Source organism: Arthrobacter sp. NPDC056691, from assembly GCF_042791415.1.
Lineage (GTDB): Bacteria > Actinomycetota > Actinomycetes > Actinomycetales > Micrococcaceae > Arthrobacter.
Genome location: NZ_JBHTXX010000045.1, coordinates 10,911 through 31,492 on the forward strand (window position 1 = coordinate 10,911; position 20,582 = coordinate 31,492).

Annotated in this window: 17 protein-coding genes; 12 read left to right on the forward strand and 5 right to left on the reverse strand. The window is 67.2% G+C overall.

Features of this window, described 5'->3' with window-relative positions; translation table 11 throughout:
* Positions 1-58: 58 nt before the first annotated feature.
* The 3 genes from ACFRAU_RS23915 to ACFRAU_RS23925 are packed head-to-tail and all read left to right on the forward strand — an operon-like array spanning position 59 to position 3,083.
* Positions 59-1,126, forward strand: a complete 1,068-nt coding sequence (locus tag ACFRAU_RS23915; protein ID WP_377996878.1) for a tol-pal system YbgF family protein — start codon at positions 59-61, stop codon at positions 1,124-1,126.
* Positions 1,127-1,558: a hypothetical protein gene (locus tag ACFRAU_RS23920; protein ID WP_377996877.1), complete on the forward strand. Its 432-nt coding sequence runs from the start codon at positions 1,127-1,129 to the stop codon at positions 1,556-1,558.
* Positions 1,548-3,083, forward strand: a complete 1,536-nt coding sequence (locus ACFRAU_RS23925; RefSeq protein ID WP_378001765.1) for a putative bifunctional diguanylate cyclase/phosphodiesterase — start codon at positions 1,548-1,550, stop codon at positions 3,081-3,083. Before ACFRAU_RS23920 ends, ACFRAU_RS23925 begins: the two co-directional genes overlap by 11 nt.
* 58 nt (positions 3,084-3,141) lie before the next feature.
* Here the strand turns inward: ACFRAU_RS23925 and ACFRAU_RS23930 are convergent, their stop codons facing one another.
* Complete coding sequence (locus ACFRAU_RS23930) at positions 3,142-4,296, reverse strand: acetate kinase (protein ID WP_378001748.1); 1,155 nt, start codon at positions 4,294-4,296, stop codon at positions 3,142-3,144.
* 8 nt (positions 4,297-4,304) lie between these two features.
* Complete coding sequence (pta, locus tag ACFRAU_RS23935; protein WP_378001749.1) at positions 4,305-6,437, reverse strand: phosphate acetyltransferase; 2,133 nt, start codon at positions 6,435-6,437, stop codon at positions 4,305-4,307.
* Positions 6,438-6,704: 267 nt separating this feature from the next.
* Here pta and ACFRAU_RS23940 point away from each other — a divergent pair, with 267 nt between their 5' ends.
* The 4 genes from ACFRAU_RS23940 (at position 6,705) to paaK (ending at position 10,375) form a co-directional block, all read left to right on the forward strand.
* Positions 6,705-7,559: a CPBP family intramembrane glutamic endopeptidase gene (locus ACFRAU_RS23940; RefSeq protein ID WP_378001750.1), complete on the forward strand. Its 855-nt coding sequence runs from the start codon at positions 6,705-6,707 to the stop codon at positions 7,557-7,559.
* A gap of 163 nt (positions 7,560-7,722) precedes the next feature.
* Positions 7,723-8,517, forward strand: a complete 795-nt coding sequence (locus tag ACFRAU_RS23945; RefSeq protein ID WP_378001751.1) for a CPBP family intramembrane glutamic endopeptidase — start codon at positions 7,723-7,725, stop codon at positions 8,515-8,517.
* A gap of 36 nt (positions 8,518-8,553) precedes the next feature.
* Complete coding sequence (gene paaI, locus ACFRAU_RS23950) at positions 8,554-8,997, forward strand: hydroxyphenylacetyl-CoA thioesterase PaaI (RefSeq protein WP_377996872.1); 444 nt, start codon at positions 8,554-8,556, stop codon at positions 8,995-8,997.
* A gap of 10 nt (positions 8,998-9,007) precedes the next feature.
* Positions 9,008-10,375 carry a phenylacetate--CoA ligase PaaK gene (gene paaK / locus ACFRAU_RS23955; RefSeq protein ID WP_378001752.1) on the forward strand — a complete coding sequence of 456 codons (1,368 nt, stop codon included), beginning with the start codon at positions 9,008-9,010 and terminating at the stop codon, positions 10,373-10,375.
* Positions 10,376-10,459: 84 nt separating this feature from the next.
* Here paaK and ACFRAU_RS23960 read toward each other — a convergent pair whose 3' ends face one another.
* Positions 10,460-12,649, reverse strand: a complete 2,190-nt coding sequence (locus ACFRAU_RS23960; RefSeq protein WP_378001753.1) for a multicopper oxidase family protein — start codon at positions 12,647-12,649, stop codon at positions 10,460-10,462.
* 266 nt (positions 12,650-12,915) lie between these two features.
* On the opposite strand from ACFRAU_RS23960, the gene ACFRAU_RS23965 reads away from it, so the two are divergent.
* Together ACFRAU_RS23965 and ACFRAU_RS23970 are read left to right on the forward strand one after the other, a co-directional pair.
* Positions 12,916-13,533, forward strand: coding sequence for a TetR/AcrR family transcriptional regulator (locus tag ACFRAU_RS23965; protein WP_378001754.1), 618 nt, complete (start codon positions 12,916-12,918; stop codon positions 13,531-13,533).
* A gap of 64 nt (positions 13,534-13,597) precedes the next feature.
* Entirely contained in the window at positions 13,598-14,431 is an 834-nt protein-coding gene (locus ACFRAU_RS23970) for a DUF427 domain-containing protein (RefSeq protein WP_377996868.1), read from the forward strand.
* Positions 14,432-14,645: 214 nt separating this feature from the next.
* On the opposite strand, the gene ACFRAU_RS23975 is transcribed toward ACFRAU_RS23970, so the two are convergent.
* The gene (locus ACFRAU_RS23975; RefSeq protein ID WP_377996867.1) at positions 14,646-15,053 is read right to left on the reverse strand and encodes a VOC family protein; all 408 of its coding nucleotides are present in this window, start codon (positions 15,051-15,053) and stop codon (positions 14,646-14,648) included.
* Between the two features lie 306 nt (positions 15,054-15,359).
* Positions 15,360-17,471 (reverse strand): phenylacetic acid degradation bifunctional protein PaaZ, encoded by a 2,112-nt coding sequence (paaZ, locus tag ACFRAU_RS23980; protein ID WP_378001755.1) that lies wholly within the window; start codon positions 17,469-17,471, stop codon positions 15,360-15,362.
* Positions 17,472-17,745: 274 nt separating this feature from the next.
* Between paaZ and ACFRAU_RS23985 the strand changes: the two genes are divergently transcribed.
* The 3 genes from ACFRAU_RS23985 (at position 17,746) to ACFRAU_RS23995 (ending at position 20,454) form a co-directional block, all read left to right on the forward strand.
* A complete protein-coding gene (locus ACFRAU_RS23985) occupies positions 17,746-18,099 on the forward strand; it encodes a PaaI family thioesterase (protein ID WP_377996885.1) in 354 nt (117 codons plus the stop codon).
* Positions 18,100-18,169: 70 nt separating this feature from the next.
* The gene (locus ACFRAU_RS23990; protein ID WP_378001756.1) at positions 18,170-18,919 is read left to right on the forward strand and encodes an ABC transporter permease; all 750 of its coding nucleotides are present in this window, start codon (positions 18,170-18,172) and stop codon (positions 18,917-18,919) included.
* A 200-nt stretch (positions 18,920-19,119) separates the two neighbouring features.
* Positions 19,120-20,454, forward strand: a complete 1,335-nt coding sequence (locus ACFRAU_RS23995; protein ID WP_378001757.1) for a choice-of-anchor Q domain-containing protein — start codon at positions 19,120-19,122, stop codon at positions 20,452-20,454.
* Positions 20,455-20,582 lie beyond the last annotated feature (128 nt).

Sequence of the window (20,582 nt, forward strand, 5' to 3'; positions counted from 1 at the left end):
GCGGAGTTCAGCCCACTTCAGCGGCCTACCGTGCGCAGGATTATGGATAATTGGGAGCATGCCGATGCAGCGCGACTTGTCACCCTTCGTGATCGCGGAGTTGGCTGCGCGCGAAAGCTGGAAACGGCGGGACTACGCCGCCTGCCACGCCGAAGCCGGGCACGCCGCCGAACTGGCCCAGGAGGCCGGCGACGAGCTGCGCTGGTGGACGATGGTCCTGCTGCAGGCCGAATGCCTGCGGAACCAGGGATCCATCCAGGAATGCCAGGAACTCGCCGTTGAACTCGCCGCCCATCCCGTGGCAGCATCCGCCCCCGATCTGGGCGCCCGGGCGGCCATTCTCCTGGCGCATTCGCTGCAGGGCCTGGGCAGGCTCCCCGAAGCGGTTGATGCCGCCTCCACCGCCGCCCGGCTCGTGGCCGGAGACTCTGAAAACGTCTACCTGCACATCCAGGCCCAGCAGGCCCTCATCGCCGCCCTCGCGGAAAGCGGCCGGCACGAGGACGCCTGGGAGGAGTGCCTGGACCTGGAATCGCTGCTCACCGACCACGTGGACGAGGACACGGCCGGCAAGGCCTTCTGGGTGATGGGCAATGTCGCGTTCCTCAGCAACCGGGTCAATGAGGGCGGCCACTACCACGATCTGGCCGCGGGCAAACTCTCCCCCTCGCAGGACGTCGACCTGTGGGCCCGCTTCAACCGTGCCTCCGCGGAAATGCGCCTGCAGGCCAAGCTGGGCGACGCCGCAACGCTGCGCTGCATCGAGCGTGCGGAGCTCGCCACCGAGGTGGTGGGCGGCAGCGAACGGGACATTTTGGAGATGTCCCTGGTCCGCGCCCATTGGTACTACCTCACCGGCGACATGGAGACGGCGATCAGCCTCCTGACTCCGCTTCGGAGCAAGTTCCCCATCCTCGCAACCCAGACAGCGGCGGAAGCCACCTTCGTCCTCGGCAGGGCCCTGATGGCACAGGGACACGAACCGGAATCACTGCAGATGCTTGACGAGGCCGCTACGCTGTTCGATACAGCTGCTGCACCGGAGCGTAGCGCCACCGTCCGTGGTTTCATCGCCTCAGCGGAGCCTTCGGAGCGGCGGCAACAGCAATTTCTCCAGGGGGGGTAAATGCCAGAAGCTACTCTGTTTCCCGGTGCCGCACCGCTGCAGCCGGAGTCCTCGACGCGCCCTGCTCCCGCGCCAGTCGTCACCTTCACCGTGCTGCCCGACCTCGCCGTCAAAGCGGTACTCCCCCGCGGCGCCGACCTGAACGAGACCGCGGCCGCCCAGCTGTACCGCCGCCTGGGTGAGCTGGCTGGGGACCGGAGGGTCGCCGTCGTACTTGAACTGACCGGAGTGAAGTCCGTGAATCGCGCCGCACGGGCCGCCTACGCGGCGATCCCTTCGGTGTCCGCCTGGGCGATCCTGGGCGAAACCCCGGTGGACAGGCTGCTGGGGCACTTTCTGCTGGGCGGCGAATTCAGCTCGGTACCGGCCCGCTATTTCACTGCCGAAAACGACGCCCTCGACTGGTTGAGCCGCCTTGACGATGTTTTCTAACGACGATCCCCGGCTCGGGAAGCTGCTCGACGGCATTGTCCGCCTGGCGGCCGGGGAACTCCACTCTCGCATTGAAATTTCCGAGGCCAGGGACGAACTGGACGCGGTGATCATGGGCACCAACCTGCTCGCCGAGGACCTGCAGATCATTTACCAGGAGCTCGAGGAACGCGTGGAAACGCGCACCCGGATGCTCAATGCGGCACACAAAGAACTGCAGCAGATGGCGCTCACCGATTCCCTGACGGGACTCTATAACCGGTCGGCGCTGGTCAGCGCCGTCAACACGGCCCAAGCTGAAGCGGCCGACGGCGGGCTGCCGCCGGCGCTGGTGCTGCTGGACCTGGACGCCTTCAAGAGCATCAACGATTCATACGGCCACTCCATGGGCGATCAGGTGCTGGCCGCGGTGGGCGAACGAATCCGTTCGTGCGTGCGCGACGACGACATGGTGGCCCGGCTGGGCGGCGACGAGTTTGCCGTACTGCTTCCGGCAACGACCCCGGCCAAGGCAGCCGCCGTCGGAAACCGGATACTCGATTCGCTTAACGGCACCCTGGAGGTGGACGGCAAAACCATCCGCTGCGGCGCGAGCCTGGGGCTTCGGATTGCGGATCCCGGCGAGACGTCCGAGGAGCTGCTCATGGAGGCGGACATCGCGATGTACGCCTCCAAGGCCGACGCCCGCAACAAGCTGCGGATATTCGAACCGGCCATGCTGCACGCCCGGCAGCTCCGCAACCAGCTGGTGGGGGAATTGCGCGAGGCGATCGCCACCGACCAACTGGTGCTGTACTACCAGCCCGTCATCGAGCTAGCCTCAGGAAAAATCGAGGGCGTGGAGGCCCTGGTCCGCTGGAAACACCCCAAGCGCGGCCTGATCATGCCGGACGAATTCATCCCCATCGCCGAGGAGACGGGCCTCATCTCGGAGCTCGGCAACTGGGTGCTCAAGAATTCCGTGGAGCAGCTCCGGCGCTGGCGGAGCTCCCCGGGGACCAGCCGCCACAACTTCGACATGCGCATCAACGTCTCGGCCGCGGACCTGCAGCGGCTGGAGTTCATCGAGGACGTCAGGGACGCGCTCACCGGTGCAGACCTCGAGCCGGCATTGCTGGTGCTGGAGCTCACGGAGAGCGACATCATCAAGGGCAACGAGCTCGACCGGTACACGCTTGCCAGCCTGCGGAAGCTCGGAGTGGGCCTCGAAATCGACGACTTCGGCACCGGGTATTCGTCCATCAGCTACCTGAGGCGCCTGCCCGTGGACCGGGTCAAGGTGGACCGGACGCTACTCACCGCCCTCGGCAGCGATCCCGCGCAGCCCGCCCTGATCGCGGCCATCCTCCAGCTCATCCGGGCCTGCGGGCTCGAGGCCGTGTGGGAGGGCGTCGAAAACGCGGAGCAGGCCGAGCATCTGCGGAACACCGGCTGCGTCAGCGGGCAGGGCTACTACTTCAGCCGCCCGCTCCCCGCGGCCGAGTTCACCGAACGCCTCGCCTGGCAGGACATCTGGCCCGCCTGAGGGCCGCACCCGCGCTGCGTCGCAGGCTCAACGCCCGACGACGGCGGTTCCGGCAGGCTCAACGCCCGACGACGGCGGCTGTTGCCTCGGCGATGGCGCGCTCCTCGTCGGTGGGCACCACCAGCACAGGGATGGCGGACGCCTCGGTGGAAATCACCCGGGGTTCCCTGGACCGCTCACTGTTCAGGCCGGCGTCGAGCTCTATGCCCAGCGCACCCAGACGCTCGCCCACCAGGGAACGGAACTGGTGCGAGTTCTCGCCGATCCCGGCCGTGAACACCAGCGCCTTGGCCCCGCCGACCGCCACGTGGTAGCCGCCGATGTACTTGGCCAACCGGTAGGAGGTGACCGCCAGTGCGGTGGCCGCGCGGGAATCACCGGATTCGGCCGCCTCCACCACGGAGCGCATGTCGTTGTTGCCGGCGAGGCCCTTGAGCCCGGACTCGCGGTTGAGCATCGAATCGAGGTCCTCGGCGTTCCAGCCGGTGCGGGCCAGGAATACCAGGATGGACGGATCCAGGTCGCCGGAGCGGGTGCCCATGACCAGCCCTTCCAACGGAGTGAAACCCATGGAGGTGTCCACGGATTTGCCTCCCCGGATCGCCGTGACGGAGGCGCCGTTGCCGAGGTGGGCGATCACGCCGTCGAACTCCTCCACCGGGATGTCCAGCAGCGCGGCAGCACGGTTGGTGACGTATTCGTGCGAAGTTCCGTGGAAGCCGTACCGGCGGATCCCGTGGTTGGTGTAGAGCTCGTCGGGAACGGCGTAGCGCCAGGCGTGCTCGGGCAGGCTGCGGTGGAAGGCGGTGTCGAACACTGCCACCTGCGGCATGCCCGGCCATTTCTTCGTGATGGCGCGGATGCCCAGCACATTCGCGGGATTGTGCAGCGGCGCCAGCGGGTTGAGCCGCTCGATGGCGCGGGTGATCTCGTTGTCGATCAGCACGGGCTCGCCGAACCGCTCGCCACCGTGCACCACCCGGTGCCCCACCGCGTCGAGTTGCCTCTCGCCCAGCACCTCGTGGATGGCCGCGTCCACCTGCTCGAGCGCCTCGGCATGGTCCGCCGGGCCCACCACCTCGCCGTCGCCCTGGCCGCCGTTGGACACGCCGATCCGCTCGATCAGCCCCTCGGTGAGCACGCTGCCTTCGGCGACGTCGCGCACCTGGTACTTGAGCGAGGACGAGCCGGAGTTGATCACGAGCACGAGCATGGGGCCTCCTAAGCCTTGGCTGCTGAAACGGCGGACGGTTCGGCGGTGCCGGGGGTTTCCAACGGGGCGGCCAGGCTTTGCGCCTGGATGGCGGTGATGGCCACCGTGTTCACGATGTCCTCCACGGTGCAGCCGCGGGAGAGATCGTTGACGGGCTTGCGCAGCCCCTGCAGGACGGGCCCGACGGCGACCGCTCCCGAGCTCTGCTGTACCGCCTTGTACGTGTTGTTGCCGGTGTTCAGGTCCGGGAAGATGAACACCGTCGCCTGCCCGGCCACGGACGAGCCGGGCATCTTGGACTCGGCGATGGAGGCGTCCACGGCGGCGTCGTACTGGATGGGGCCTTCGACGGCGAGATCCGGGCGGCGTTCCCTGACCAGGTCGGTGGCCTGCCGGACTTCCTCCACGGCCTCGCCGGAGCCGGAGCCGCCGGTGGAGTAGGACAGCATGGCAACCCGGGGCTCCACCCCGAACTGGGCCGCGGTCTCCGCCGACGCCAGGGCAATGTCAGCGAGCTGCTCCACGTTGGGATCCGGGTTTACCGCACAGTCGCCGTACACGAGCACGCGGTCCGGCATCAGCATCAGGAACACCGAGGAGACGATCTTCACGCCCTGCCGGGTCTTCACGAACTCCAGGGCCGGACGGATGGTGTGGGCCGTGGTGTGCGCGGCGCCCGAGACCATGCCGTCCACCACCCCCAGTTGGACCATCATGGTGCCGAAGTAGCTTTCGTCCTGCATGACCTCCAGAGCCCGGGCCAGGTCAACGCCCTTGTGCGCCCTCAGCTCGGCGTACCTGGCAGCGAAGTCCTGACGCAGCTCCGAGGTGGCGGGGTCCACGATGTTGATGCCGGCGAGGTCGATGCCCCGGGTGGCGGCAAGCTCCCGCACGTCGGCTTCCCGGCCCAGCAGGGTGAGGTCGCAGACGTCCCGCCGGTGCAGGATCTCGGCGGCCTTCAGGATCCGGATGTCCTTGCCCTCCGGCAGCACGATGTGGCGGCGCTGCGAGCGGGCACGCTCGATGAGGTCGTGCAGGAACCGCAGCGGGGTCATCCGTTCGGCACGGGGCAGATGCAGGCGCTCGAGCATCTCAGCCTCGTCCACCTGACGGGACCACAGGCCCAGCGCGGACGCCACCTTGCGCCGGTGGCCGCTCCAGATCTCGCTGCGGACCTCGGACACGCGCCGGGCCGTGGTGTATGTGTCATCCTGGGTCGCGAACACCGGGAAAGGGGCGGAGGCCAGCAGCGGATAGATGTTGGCGTCCGGGGCCAGGCCGCCGGTGAGGATCAGCCCGGACGGCACCGGGAATTCGGGCGAGAACGACGACGCCAGGCAGGCCACCATCACGTCCGCCCGGTCTCCGGGCACGATCACCAGTGCCCCGTCGTCGAGCACGTTCAGGAAGTTGCCCACATTCATGGCGGCGACTTTGACGTCCCGGACGTCCCGCTCCATGTCCGCGCGGCCGGCGATCTGCCGGACGTTGAGGGCGGCAGCCACCTCCCCGGTGGTGGGCCGGGCAATGTCCTCCAGTTCCGGGAAAACGTACACCGGCCGGCCGGATGCGCCGGGCTTCACGGCGGCCACGATCGCGTCCACGTCCGCCGGGTCGGCCCGGTTCACCATCAAGGCCAGCAGCGAGCACTTCTCGGCGGCGAGTTCCTTGCGGGCGACGTCGACGGCGGCCGCGGCCTCCGCCACGCTGCGCCCCTTGGCGCCCACCACTGCCACGACGGGCGCCGCCAGGTTGTTGGCCAGCCGGGCGTTGAGGTCGAATTCGACGGCGGCGTCGTGGCCGGTCAGATCCGTGCCCTCCACGATGATGACGTCGCAGTGCCGGCCCATCTCGGCGAAGATCTCCACGCAGCGGGAGTCGATGTCCTCGCGCCTGCCTTCGGCGAGCAGGCCGCGGACCTCGGTGAACGTCAGACCGCCGCGGCAGCGCCGGTCGTCGAGGTCGAAGCGGGACTTCATGAGCGCCACCATGGGATCCGCGCCGGCGTCGTCGCCGTGAACCACGGGTTTGAAGAATCCGATCCGGTCCGCGTGCCGGTGGAGCGTGTCCGCCAGGCCCAGCGCTATGAGCGACTTCCCCGATCCCGGAGTGGTCGCACTGACATATATCCCCTTGGCCATGATCTGTCCTCTGGTTGGAAGCTCCTGGGTGGAACGTGCTGCATTGGACGCGCCGGTGTGCTGGCTGGGTGGACCGAAGCCCGCACTCCCCCATACTTTCACTTGTTGCCGCGCTTCCGGGGGCACACAATGGTGTTGATTGCCACGTCGGCGCACATTCGCCGTCCCGGACCCGGAGTGGGCCAGCGCCCCGGGACCGGTCCATCCGCAGCAAAGGCACCGATCGGCAGCCTCCGGGCTGCCAGGTCCTGAACGATGGTGGTCCCGATGAACCCCGCTGGCCCTGTTTCCGATCCGTCCGCCCGTCCCCTGCGCCGGCTCATCGCTGCCCGGCCGGTGGCAGCATTTCTGGTCATCGCCGTCGGACTGACGTGGCTGGCACTCATCCTGTCCATCGCACTGCTCGGCAACGCGGTGCCCGGCATCCTGGCCGAACTGCTCATCCTGCTGGGAACGGCCATCCTGGTGACCCGGGCAGCCGGCGGCAAATCCGGTGTGCGGGACCTTTTCCGCCAAACCATCCGCTGGCGCGTCGGTACGGGCTGGTACATCGCTGCGGTGCTCGCCCTGCCTGCGCTGACCGTCCTCATCGCGGCCGCCTCCGGCACGTTCCGTCAGCCAGCGGACGGGTGGGCCGCCGTTGCGGCGATGTACCTGCTGAACACGCTGGTCGTTGGCGCCCTGCTGGGGAACATCTGGGAGGAGCTGGCCTGGACGGGGGTGGTCCAGAGCCGGCTGATGGAGCGGCACGGCGTGGTGGCCGGCAGCCTGCTCACCGCCATACCCTTCGCGCTGATCCACCTGCCGCTGGCGTTCGGGGAGAAGGGCTTCGCCGGCACCCAGTGGCCTGACGTGGCGGTCGCGTGGGGCGTGCTTCTGGTCTTCGCCCCGCTGTTCCGGCTGCTGGTGGGCATCGCCTACCTCGGGACGGGCCAGAGCCTGCTGATCGTGGCCCTCCTCCACGCCTCGTTCAATGCCTCCTCGGCGGACAAGTTCACAGTGTTCGACGGCGCGTGGCAGCAGATTGCCGCGGCCACCCTTTTGCTGGTGGTGCTGGCACTTCTGCGGAGATTCCGCGTCCTGGCGGCGGAGGCGGGCCGTGGCGCAGCCGTCGCCCGCTGAGCAGCCCTCGTCTGCCAACCAGCCGCCGGTTAACAGGCCGTTGCCCGCTGGCGGCGGGGGCCGCCGTCGGGCCCGCCGTCGAGCCTGGGAGCAGGAGGCCCGGCGCGGAACCTATGCGCGGCGCTGGGTCCCAGGGCGGCGCTGGATCTCAGGGCGGCGTGCCGTGGCCTGGCCGACCGGCCACCGGCTGACGCTGTTCTTCGTTCTGGCCTTTGCGATTTCATGGCTGGTGTGGCCGCTGACCCTCCTCAACCCGAACAGCTCGCCCCTGATACCGTTCGGGCCGGCTGTGGCGGCGGCCATCACCGCCTTCCTGGCGGGCGGCAAGGCCGCGCTGCTGCAGCTACTGCGGCAGCTGGCCCGGTGGCGCGTGGCCGGCCGCTGGTACGTCGCCGCCGCGGGGCTGCCCTGCCTGCTCGTGACGATGGCGACTGGCCTCACGGTTTCCGGCGGCGCTCCCGCCCCGGAGCTCGGCCCGAATCCAGGCTGGTTCATGCTGCTGGGCACCTTCGCGTTCACGCTGGTGACCGTGGGCCTCTTCGAGGAGCTGGGCTGGCGCGGCTACGCCCTTCCGCTCATGCAGCAGAACCGCCCGGCCCTGTCTGCGGCACTGCTCCTGGGGCTGGTGTGGGCGGCATGGCACCTGCCCGAGCTCCTCTCGGATCCCACCGGGCAGCGGCCGCCGCTGCCCTTCCTGCTCATGGTCCTTGCGCAGTCCGTGCTGCTGGCCTGGCTCTACAACGGCAGCGGCAGCGTCCCCATCTGCATGGTGTTCCACGCCGCGTTCAACACCTCGGGTGCCCTGGTCTTTCCCGCTATGGCGGGCCCTGACTACCTCACGCTCTGGTGGACCGTGGCGCTCCTGCATGTCCTGGCCGCGCTGGTGGTCATCGCCGTCGCCGGACCGCTCCGGCTGGCCCGCACCCTTGACATGAAGCCCCCAAATGGGTTTACCTAATGAACGATCGGTAAATAAAGCTGGAGGCAACGACGCATGGCTGAAACGGCAATCCCCGGTGTGGCCCACCACATCCTTGAGAACGACTACGCCTCGGAATGGATGGGCATAGAAGTTCTCACCCTCAGCGACGGCCACGCAACCATCCGGATGACCCTCCGGCAGGAAATGCTCAATGGATTCGGGATGGCCCACGGCGGAATGATCTTCGCCTTCGCGGACTCCGCGTTCGCCCTCGCCTGCAACCCCGCGTCGCCTGCCGATCCTGACAGCATCACCGTTGCTGCCGGCGTCGACATCAACTTCCTCAAACCGGCCTACCGAGGCCAGGTGATCACCGCCGTCGCCGACCGCCGCTCAAGCGCGGGCCGCAGCGGCCTCTACGACATCCAGATCTTCGCTGCCGATCCCGGTGCCCAACTGCCGGGGGAACTCATCGCAGAGTTCCGCGGTCGCAGCCGTACCATCCCCAAGAAGTAGGAAGCAGACCATGACCCTCCACGCCCCTGAACCCGCTGTCGCCGCGCCCGCAGTAGCCACGCCCACCGACGCCGTGCTCGACCCTGAGGAGACCATGTCCCGGGACGAACTCGAGGCGCTCCAGCTCGGCCGGCTCCAGCACACCGTGGCCTATGCCTACGACCGCGTACCGCTGTACAAGCGCAAGTTTGACGACGCCGGTATCCACCCCTCGGACCTGCGCGAGCTCACCGACCTCGGCAACTTCCCCTTCACCACCAAGGAGGACCTCCGGCAGGAGTACCCGTTCGGGATGTTCGCAGTCCCGCAGAGCGAGGTGGCCCGCGTGCACGCCAGCTCGGGGACCACGGGCCGGCCCACCGTCGTCGGATATACCAAGCAGGACCTGGCCGACTGGGCCAAACTGGTGGCCCGCTGCCTCCGGGCCTCCGGCGTCCGCCCGGGCATGAAGGTCCACAACGCGTACGGCTACGGGCTGTTCACCGGCGGGCTGGGCGCCCACGCCGGCGCCGAAGCCCTGGGCTGCACCGTGATCCCGATGTCCGGCGGCCAGACCGAGCGCCAGATCCAGCTGATCCAGGACTTCGAGCCGGACGTCATCCTGGCGACGCCCACGTACCTGCTGACCATCGCCGATGCCATGGCCCACATGGGAATCGACCCGACGTCCACGTCGCTGAAGTACGCGGTGCTCGGCGCCGAGCCGTGGACGCAGGAAATGCGCCACGAGCTCGAAGTCACCATGAACATCAAGGCCTGCGACATCTACGGACTCTCCGAGGTCATGGGCCCCGGCGTCGCCGGCGAATGCGTGGAGACCCAGGACGGCAGCCACATCTGGGAGGACCACTTCCGGCCGGAAATCATCGACCCGTTCAACCCCGCCCCGGGCAAGGAAAACGTGCTGGGCGACGGCGAACACGGCGAGCTGGTGTTCACCTCGCTCACCAAGGAAGCCCTGCCGATCATCCGCTACCGCACCAAGGACCTCACCCGGCTGCTCCCCGGCACCGCCCGCCCGGCACACCGGCGGATGGGCCGCATCACCGGCCGCAGCGACGACATGATCATCCTCCGCGGCGTGAACCTTTTCCCCTCCCAGATCGAGGAAATCGCGCTGCGCATCCCCGAGCTCAGCCCGCACTTCCAGCTGGTGCTCACCCGGCCCGAGGGCCAGCGCATGGACCAGCTGACGGTGAAGATCGAGCGCCGTGAATCCGTCACCGCCCAGGACAGCACGACGGCGGCCCGCACCCTGCGCGAGCAGATCAAGATCCACGTGGGTTCTTCGTGCACGGTGGATGTGGTGGAGCCCGGGGCGCTCGAGCGTTCCAGCGGCAAGCTGCGCCGGATCTACGACCTGCGCCCGAAGGGGTAAGCCCAGCACTGCCCCGGCACCTGCGCTTGACCGGGGCCGGGCCCGCCTGCGCGGCGGACCCGGCCCGAGGGTTTCAAGGGGCTGTCACGGCGTGATCGACCAGCCGAACATCATGGCATGGTCCTCGTGCGCCAGGTTGTGGCAGTGCGCGACGTACGGGCCCACGAAGTCCCGGAATCCCCGGTAGATGATCACGGACTCGCCGGGATCGAGCGCTGCCAGGTCTTCCCTCGAGGCGTCATCGGGATGTCCCGGATCCACCGCCCGGCTCACGTCCCTGCCATTGCGCATGACGGTCCGGTGCTCCTCCATGTGCAGGTGGAACGGGTGCACCCAGCCGCCGCCCCCGTTTTTGAGCTCCCAGAGGTTGAAGCTCCCCTTCTTTTGCTGGGCAAGCGGTGTGCGGCCCGCCCGGTTTTTCAGGCTGGCAAGCACGTTGTTCGGGTCGAAGGGCTTGCCGTTGATGAGCCATTCTGTTTCCCCGCCCGCGCTGCCGCGTTTGACTTCGAAGATCATGCGGTTGTCCAGCATGCTCTGCCAGTTGCTGGGCAGCGGCGGAAGATCGCGCAGCTTCGGGGGGACCTGGCTGTTGTCCGGCGCGGTATCGCCGATCACGAACTTGAGCACCGGGACCTTGTACTTCGGGTCGGGCGAGAACCGGGACGAGTTGGACCACATCCTGCCGTTGGGCATCTTCATCACGTTGGTGAGGTAGACGACGTCGCCCTTGGTGGTCGGCGTTCCGTCCTGGTACCGCGTAAAGTCGACCACCACCTCGCGTCGCTTGGCCGGCCACAGCTCAAAGGAATCGCGCTTGAGCGGGAGCGGCAGCAGCCCGCCGTCGGCCGCGATCTGGGTGAACTGCATGCACTGCTGGCCGTCCTCGATACGGTACTGCCCCTCCAGCTCATCGCCCTGATATCCGAGCGATGCCGACGACTTGGGACCCTTCGCGGAACTCATCAGCTTGAACTCGTAGATCCTTGAGACCGAGGCGTCCAGGAACCGGAAGCGGTACTTGCGGCGCTTCACCTCCAGCACCGGGGAGGCGGTGCCGTTGACCGTGAAGATGTCGCCGACGAAGCCGTGGTTGGGGAAGTGCTTGTAGAAGGTCTTGCCCCACCATTCCGGGTGCTCGGCCGGGTTCTTCGCGTTGGGAAACTCGCCCTGCACGTCGTGGATGTCCTTGTGGATGGTGACGCCGTCATCCAGGCGGCAGTCGTAGAAGGCCAGCGGGATGTCGTATTTGACGTCGAAGGATCCGTTGGCGTTGTTGGTGCGGACGCCCGGCAGCCGCAGTCCCCGGGTCTCATCGCCCATGTCCATGCCGTTAGTGGTGTCGTAGATCGGGTACAGGCCCACCATGCCCTTGTAGACGTTCGAGCCGGTGTGGTCCATCGTGTGGTCGTGGAACCAGAAGAAGCTCTGCTTCTCGCGCTCGTCGTTGCCGGCAGGCCGGTTCAGGTACAGGTTGTCGACGAACATCCCCGGCCTGAAGCCCGGGTGCCTGGGCCCGGCCACCATCGAGTAGTGCGGGTTGCCGTCACTCTCGGGCGCCGTGTGGCCGTTGTGCAGGTGGGTCAGGAAGGACAAGTCCGGGGAGCCGAAGTCCTGCCGGTCCAGGTTCAGCGGGTTCTCGTCGAGGTGGTTTTCGAACCGCACCAGCACCGGCCTGCGGTACTCGGCGTTGATCATGGGCCCGGGGAAGGTCCCGTTGAAGCCGTAGATCGTGCTGAGCGGGAGCGTTCGTTTGGTGCCCGCGGGATATTTCCTGCGATTCGCATCGAAGGAGACCGTGGGCTCGCCGTCCCCGTCGATCGGCAGAACCTGCGACGTGGTGAACGCGTGCTGCCGCAGCAGGACGTCGATCTTGTAGACGATCGGGTCCGGCTCGCCGAATTGGCTCGGCCAGACCTGGTGCTGCTCGTTGCGCAGCGAGTTCTGCTGTCCTGGGCCGGGTCCCGGCGGATTCCGCCAGGCGCTGAACACCGATTTCGGCACCGGAGCCAGCGCCTTGGGGATCGGCAGCGGGTCGCTGAACGGCGAGATGATCAGCGGGCTCGTGGGGTACTTCTCTATGTAGAACAAGTTGTCACTCAGCGCTGTCGACGTGGCGCCGAAAGCGCCGTCGGGCGAGAGTAGTCCCCGCTGGGCAAGCAGTGGAGCGGCCCAGGTTTGTGCGGCTGCCAGTGCCGCTCCGGCACCTCCGGCAGCACTCAAACGCAGTAGCGTGCGGCGTCCGAGGCCGCTGGTGTTTGCAGATTCTTCAGGCATGGTCTGGCCTCCTGGCGTTGGGGGCACAAGCGCCTTTGCCGGCCCCGGTCGTCAACCCCTATGTGCGGTTTCGAGACCAAATCATGACCACGAGGACCTCCTTGTCCTGTGGCGTCAGCTGTTCCGCGGCGATTCCCCAATGAGAACCAACTATGGGTGCGGACCCTGCGAAAAACTGGTGCCCGTGGGGCGGAGACCCTCCAAATTGGCGGTCCGCCGGCAGCAGTTTGCTTCGATGACCGAACGTTCATGAGAAAATAGCCGGTATGCCTAGTACAGAAGCCAGCACAGCAGCCCCCACCAAACGCGGCCGTCCGGGCTACGACCAGCAGTCTGTGCTGCTGATCGCCGTCGATGTCTTCAACCGCCACGGTTACGATGCCACATCCATGGGCATCCTCGCCGAAAACCTGGGCATCTCCAAGTCGGCGATCTACCATCATGTGCCGTCCAAGGGCGACCTGTTGAAGCTCGCCCTGGACCACGCGCTCGGTGGCCTGGAGGCCATCCTGGACCAGCCGGGGGCCACCTCGGGGGCTGCGGACGCGCGGCTGGAGTTCGTGCTGCGCCAGACCATCGCCGTGCTGGTGGAGCGGCTGCCCTTCGTCACGCTGCTGCTGCGGCTGCGCGGCAACACGGACATCGAGCGCAACGCCATGGAACGCCGCCGCGCCTTCGACCACAAGGTGGCAGGGCTGATCTCCGCCGCCCGCGACGAGGGATCGCTGCGCCAGGACATCGACCCCCGCACCGTCACCCGGCTCCTGTTCGGAACCATCAACTCGATCGTTGAGTGGTACAAGCCGGGCGGGTCGCTCTCGCCGGAAAAGCTGGCCGACGACGTCATCACCATGGCCTTCGACGGCCTGCACGCCAAGCCCTGAGCCGGGCCCCGGCCATCAACAATTAGGCGTTGACGCCGGGCGTCCGGATGCCCACCCTGAATGCATGGCCACGAAACTGTCGGATCTTCTGTTCGGCGTATTCCCCGATCTCCGGTACCAGCCCACCTCCAAGAGGATCCGCGCGGGCATCGACGGAAGCCCCGTCGTCGACACCCAGGAAGCCCTGCTGGTGTGGGAACCGAAACGCGTCACCCCGGTGTACGCCGTTCCCGAGAAGGATTTGCTGGCGCGGCTCGAGCCGCCCGCGGCCGAGGGGGACGGCGGCCCTGACGAGTTTCCCGTCCGGCTGTCGGCCGATGCACCGCAGGCGCTGGACCCGCGGACCGGGTTCCGGCGGCATACGGCGGACGGCGAGGAGCTCGACGTCGTGGCATCCGCGTTCCATGTTCCCCGGGCAGCCTTCCGGCTCACCGATCCGGACCTGGAAGGGTACGTCATCCTTGATTTCGGCGCCTTCCACTGGCTTGAGGACCACGAGGAGATCATCGGCCACCCGCGGGACCCGTTCCACCGCGTGGACATCCGCGCCACCCTGCGGCACATCGAAGTGAAGCTCGACGGCGTGACGCTCGCCGGCACTGTAGGGGCCCAGCTGCTGTACGAAACGATGCTTCCCGTGCGGTACTACATCCCGGCCCAGGACGTCCGGCTGGACCTTCTCGAGGCCAGCCCGCACCGGACCGTCTGCCCTTACAAGGGCGAGGCCAGGTACTGGAGCTACCCGGAGTCATCCAAGGGCAGGAACATCGCCTGGGCCTACGACTCGCGGTTCATCGACGCGCGGCAAATCCACGGGCTGGTCTGCTTCTTCAACGAGCGCGCCGACGTGTATGTGGACGGCGAGCCGCAGGAGCATCCGATCACCCCCTGGTCCTGAACGCTCCCTCACCTTTCGCCGCCTTTCCCCCAACCCTCCCTCACCTTTCGCCGCCCAAAACCAAACCCTCCCTCACCTTTCGCCGCGTTTTCCCCCAACCCTTCCTCACCTTTCGCCGCCTTTCCCCAACCCTCCCTCACCTTTCGCGGCCCAAAACCAAACCCTCCCTCAGCTAGGTGAGGAAGGGTTTGGGGGCCTGCGACGGCAGGGCGGATCAGAGCTGGTACTCAGCCTGTGTTCCGAGCCTCTCGTGAACGCAGAGGATGTTGTTTTCGGTGTCCATGAACCAGGCGCATTTCTCGGCGTCGGTTGTACAGATGTGGTGGTCAGTCTTCAATTCCGGGAGGTCGTAGTCCTGGAACCGAACGCCCCTGGACTCCATGTCCTGGACGGTCCGTTCAATGTCAGTGACTTCGAAACTCAATGTGGTGTGATCGGAATGCTTTCCGTCTCTGACGGGCATCAACTGCAGCATGGGGCCGTCAGCGTTGCCGAATAAATCGCTTCCATCCTCAGCCTTGCCACGATGTGGGAGGCCCAACGTTTCCGCGTAGAATCCACGGGCGCGGTCCGGATCATCGACAGGCAGGATGGTTGTGGCTGTTCTTAGTGCTAGGGTCATTTCGCCACCTCCTACGGGGGTCATTTTACGCCCGGAAATCCCCGAAAGATCAGGGGAAATTCCACCATGCCGGCCACCATTGCGGACGCGTCCCGAAAAACCCGACAGGACCTGAGGACGCGTCCCGAAAAACCCGACAGGACCTGAGGACGCGTCCCGAAAAACCCGACAGGATGTGAGGACGCGTTACAGGAAACCCGGCAAGACCTGAGGACGCGTCCCGAAAAACCCGGCAGGATGTGAGGACGCGTCCGGAAAAACCCGACAGGATGTGAGGGAGCGTCCCAAATGACGGTCAGGATCGGGTTACTTTTCCACCAGGGTGAGGACGTCGTAGGTGGCCACGATTTCGTCGTTCTGGTTGGTCAGGACGGCGTCCCAGGCCACCTCGCCGTACTCGTCGGTCTCGCGCGGGGTGATCTTCTTGGCGGTCAGGGTCACCCGGATGGAGTCGCCCGCAGCCACAGGGGTGATGAAGCGCAGGTTCTCCAGGCCGTAGTTGGCCAGGACCGGGCCCGGCGCAGGCTCCACGAACAGCCCCGCGGCCCAGCTCAGCAGCAGGTAGCCGTGCGCCACGATGCCGGGGAAGAACGGGTTGGCCTCCGCGGCCTCCTGGTTGGTGTGGGCGTAGAAGGTGTCGCCGGTCGAACTGGCGAAGGCCGAGATGTCCTCGAGGGCCACCTGCCGAAGGCCGGAGCGGACGGCGTCACCGATGCGGAGCGTCTCCAGCGACTTGCGGAACGGGTGCGTGCCCTCGGTTTCCACCGTGAAGTTGCGGTCGGCGCCGGTGTGCCAGATCCCGGTCACTGCGGTGAGCATGTTCGGCGAGCCCTGGATGGCCGTGCGCTGCATGTGGTGCATCACCGAGCGGATGCCACCCAGCTCCTCACCGCCGCCGGCACGTCCCGGGCCGCCGTGCACCAGGTGCGGGACGGGCGAACCATGGCCTGTCGACGAACGTGCGTCCTCGCGGTTCAGCATGAGCACGCGGCCATGGTGGGCTGCGATGCCCGTCACCAGTTCCTGCGCCACGGACGGATCGTTGGTGCAAACCGAGGCGACCAGGGAGCCGCCGCCGCGGGCGGCGAGCCGGACGGCGTCGGGAATGTCCTTGTACCCGATCACGGACGACACCGGGCCGAACGCCTCCAGCGAATGCACCGGCTCCGCCTCCGCGTCGGCCCAGCTAAGCACCACCGGGGACATGAAGGCGCCGCCTTCGACGACGCCGGTGGCGCCGTCCGCGCTGGTGACCGACGGCGAATCGAGCGTTCCGTACGCCAGCTCGCCGCCGGCGTCGAGCATGGACTGCACCGCTGCCCGGACGTCGGCGAGCTGCTCAAGGGAGGCGAGCGCGCCCATGGTGACGCCCTCAGCGCGCGGATCGCCGAGCACCACGCGCTGCTCCACCCGGGCGCCGATGGCGGCAACGACGGCGGGCACCAGGTCCTGCGGCACGATGGCGCGGCGGATCGCGGTGCACTTCTGCCCGGCCTTGACCGTTATCTCGGTGACCACGGACTTGATGAAGGCGTCGAACTCCGGCGTGCCTTCCACGGCGTCCGGGCCCAGGATGGCGGCGTTGAGCGAGTCGGTCTCGGAGGTGAACCGCACGCCGCCAAGCACCACGTTCGGGTGCGACTTCAGCGACTGTGCGGTGGACGCCGAACCCGTGAAGGCCACGAGGTCGCGGTAGTCGAGCACGTCCAGCAGCCCGCGGACAGAGCCCGAAATCAGCTGCAGCGAGCCCTTGGGCAGGATGTTGGATTCGATCATGGCCTTCACCACGGCGGCCGCAACGTAGCCCGTGGGGGTGGCGGGCTTGACGATGGTGGGCACGCCGGCGATAAATGCGGGGGCGAGCTTTTCCAGCATGCCCCAGACCGGGAAGTTGAAGGCGTTGATCTGCACGGCGACGCCCGGGATGCGGGTGTAGATGTGCTCGCCGGCGAACGAGCCGTCCTTGGACAGCACCTCCATGGGCCCGTCCACCACAACCTGCGAGTTGGGAAGCTCGCGCCGGCCCTTGGAGCCGAAGGTGAACAGCACGCCGATGCCGCCGTCGATGTCGATCATCGAGTCGATCTTGGTGGCGCCGGTCTGGGCGGAGAACGCGTAGAAGTGCTCGCGGCGCGCGTTCAGGTACTGCGCCAGCTCTTTGAGCTTGAGGGCACGCTGGTGGAAGGTCAGCTTGCCGAGTTCCGTTTGGCCGGTGGTCCGGCCGTAATCCACGACGGCGGCCAGGTCCAGGCCGTCGGTGCTCACCTTGGCCAGGATCTCCCCCGTACTGGCATCCCGGACGGGAACAGCGGAAGCCGCCGAGCCGGCGTCGGGAGTCCACCAGGAATCCTGCACGAAACTGGGGACGGTTTCCACGGTGTCCAGGGTGGCTTCGGGGGCAGTGGCGGTGGTGGTCATCGTTGACGGGTCCTTCCAACGGGGGACAAATCTGATCCGGCCAGAACATTACTGACCGTCCGTTCGGTAATATGTCTACAGTACATGAATGTGCCCCGCTGCACACTAGTGGCAACTTCCCACCGGCCACGGGGGAACCGACGCGATCGAACACCAAAACCGAGGAGAGCACGTGACGCCCGAAACCCGCGACACCAGACTGACCGCAGAAGCACCTGCACGGCCGACGCCCGGGGAGCTGTGGAAGATCACCCTCGGCGAGCTCGACGAAAAGATGGGCGTGAAGATCGTGGAGGAGTCGGTCGAGCGCGTCGTGGCGACCATGCCGGTGGAGGGGAACCGGCAGTCGTTCGGCCTCCTGCACGGCGGCGCTTCGCTGGCCGTGGGCGAGGCCGTGGGATCGTGGGCGGCGGTGATCCACGCCAGCACGCTGGGTAAGACCGCCGTCGGCGTGGACGTCTCCGCCACCCATCACCGGTCCGCCCGGACCGGACTCATCACCATCACGGCCACCCCCATCCACCTCGGCGGCACCCTGACCACGCACGAGGTTCTGATCACCAACGAGGCGGGTCAGCGCCTGTGCACCCTGAGAATCACCAACCTGCTGCTTGCTCCGAGGGCCTGACGCTCGCCAGCAGCGTCCCCACGGCTTTGGCTGCCAGCTGGCCCCGGCTGGACCCGGCTAGGCTGATCTGGTGACCCAGCTTGGCAGCCTGACCCCCACCCTGATCGCCGTGGGCCTCCTGATGGCGCTGACGGCCGCCGTACTCCGCTCTTTCCGCGTTCCGCACGCCTTCGCGCCGGCCATCGCCATCCTCCGCGGCGCGGCGCAGCTCGCCGCCGTCAGCCTGATCCTCGGTGCCGTGATCGCCAGCGCCGAATGGGTGGCCGTGGCGCTGGGCGTCATGTTCACCGTCGCCGCCGTTACCGCCGCACGGCGCCTCGCCTGGTCCTGGCGCCGCCTTGCTGTCGTGGCCGGCTCGATGGCCGCCGGCATCGTCGCGGCGCTGGTCATCGTGTTCGGCACCGGCGCCATCGAGTTCACCTCCCGCTACGCGCTGGCGATCGGCGGGATCGTCGTCGGCAATTCCATGGCGATTGCCGGGCTCGCGGGCCGCAGGTTCAACGAGGCGGTGATCGACCGCTGGGACCAGGTGGAGGGCTGGCTCGCCCTGGGTGCCTCTCCCCGGCAGGCCACCCGCGAGATGGCGCGCGGCGCCGTATATTCCGCCCTCATTCCGACCGTGGACCAGACCAAGACGACAGGCCTGGTCACGCTGCCTGGAGCCTTCGTCGGGGCGATCTTCGGCGGGCTCTCACCGCTGGAGGCGGGCCGGTTCCAGATCGTGGTGCTGGCCTCGATCATGGCCGCGGGGTCGGTCACCGCCATCCTGCTCATCAGCCTGTTGGCCCCGGTCCGCGTACGCCCCGCGCCGCACGCGTAGGAGGCTGCGGTCCGGGTGGACGACGACGGCCCCTCCCGGGTGCCACCGCCCGCCCTGGGAGCAGGCCCGGAAGCCCGCCCGGGAAGCACGCCCCATTCCGTTGACATTGCGCCGGGCGCTTTATACTCTGGCCGCTCCGGACCAGAGGGAGCGGCCCTGCTGGGCCGGGCCCTATTGTCCGCCTCCCGGCAGGTGCAATCATGAGCTCACGTACCACCAGAAAGACTGTCGCCGCCGCACTGGCGGCTGTCCTCCTGCCGGTCCTGCTGGTGGGCTGCGTCTCGACGACGAACCCTACGGCGCCGTCCACCCACTACTACGTGAGTGCAGTGGGAAGCGACACCAACTCCGGGACGTCCCCGGATTCGCCGTGGCAGTCGCTGCAGAAAATCAACGACACGGCCTTCAACCCCGGCGATACCCTCAGTTTCCGCAGGGGTGACGAGTGGATCGGGAATGTCGCCTTGGACGAGAGCGGAACACCGGCGTCGGCCATCAGACTGAACGGCTACGGGAAGGGGAACCTGCCCACCATAACCAGCGGGGAAGGCGGAAACTGCTTCCGGCTGAACGGCAGCTACATCGAGGTGGACGGGCTGCGGGCCACAAACTGCGGGTACGCGGGCTTCAACGTCTACGGCGACCACGTGGTGGTGAAGAATTCCGAGGCCTCCGACAACACCGCAGGAATCAAAGTCGGCACGGGCTCCGACTTCGGAAACTACTCGAACAATGTCCTGACGGACAACAACGTCATGAACGTCAACACGCCCGGAGACCAATGCGGCACTCCGAAGGCGGCCAACTGCACCGACGATTCCGGCGCGTTCGGCGTTCTCATCAACGGCAATGACAACGAGTTTTCCGGCAACACCGTCACCGGTTCCACAGCGTCCTCCTACGACTTCAGCCGGGACGGAAGCGCCTTCGAGATCTACAACGGCAGCCGCAACAACATCCATCACAACAAGGCCATCAACAACAACGTGTTCTCCGAGATCGGGCGCTCCGAGGGGGCGGCCGACGGCAACGTTTTCCGCTACAACCTCATCCGTTCCTCGTGCGGCGCCGAATGCGCGGAAGCCGCCGGCCTGATCATCCGCGGCCCGGACACAAAGTTCGGCCCCACGAACGGCACCATTTTCGAGTTCAACACGGTGTGGCTGAACGGCAGCCATTCGCGCGGTGTTGTCTGCCATGCACACTGCCCCTCCTCGACGGTCATCCGCGCCAACATCCTCGTGGCCGTGCGGGACGCGCTGTGGATGGACGGGTCCGGCTGGACGGAGCAGGCCAACGTGGTCAACGGCCCCAGCAACGTCCCTCTGGACAACAGCTCGACGACGGCTCCCGCAGAGTTCGTCAATCCCCCCGAAGACCTCCACCTCACCAGCGGCAGCCCGGCGATAGACCGTGCGGGCAGCAGCCCCTCCGGGGTGGACCTGGACCAGGCTTCCGTTCCGCAAAACGGCCAATGCTCGGGATCCGGACAGGCCGACGCCGGCGCTTATGAATACAAGCCGTCCAACTGTTAGCGGGGGCTAAGCCGGCCCCGCTGGCCCGGCAGCCGCCGCACACGGCCGTGGGAACCGCCGTCGACGCCGGCACTTCTGTTTGCGTCTTCCGCGGGCCGCGGCGCCGGAAGATAATCAGGTATCCGCAC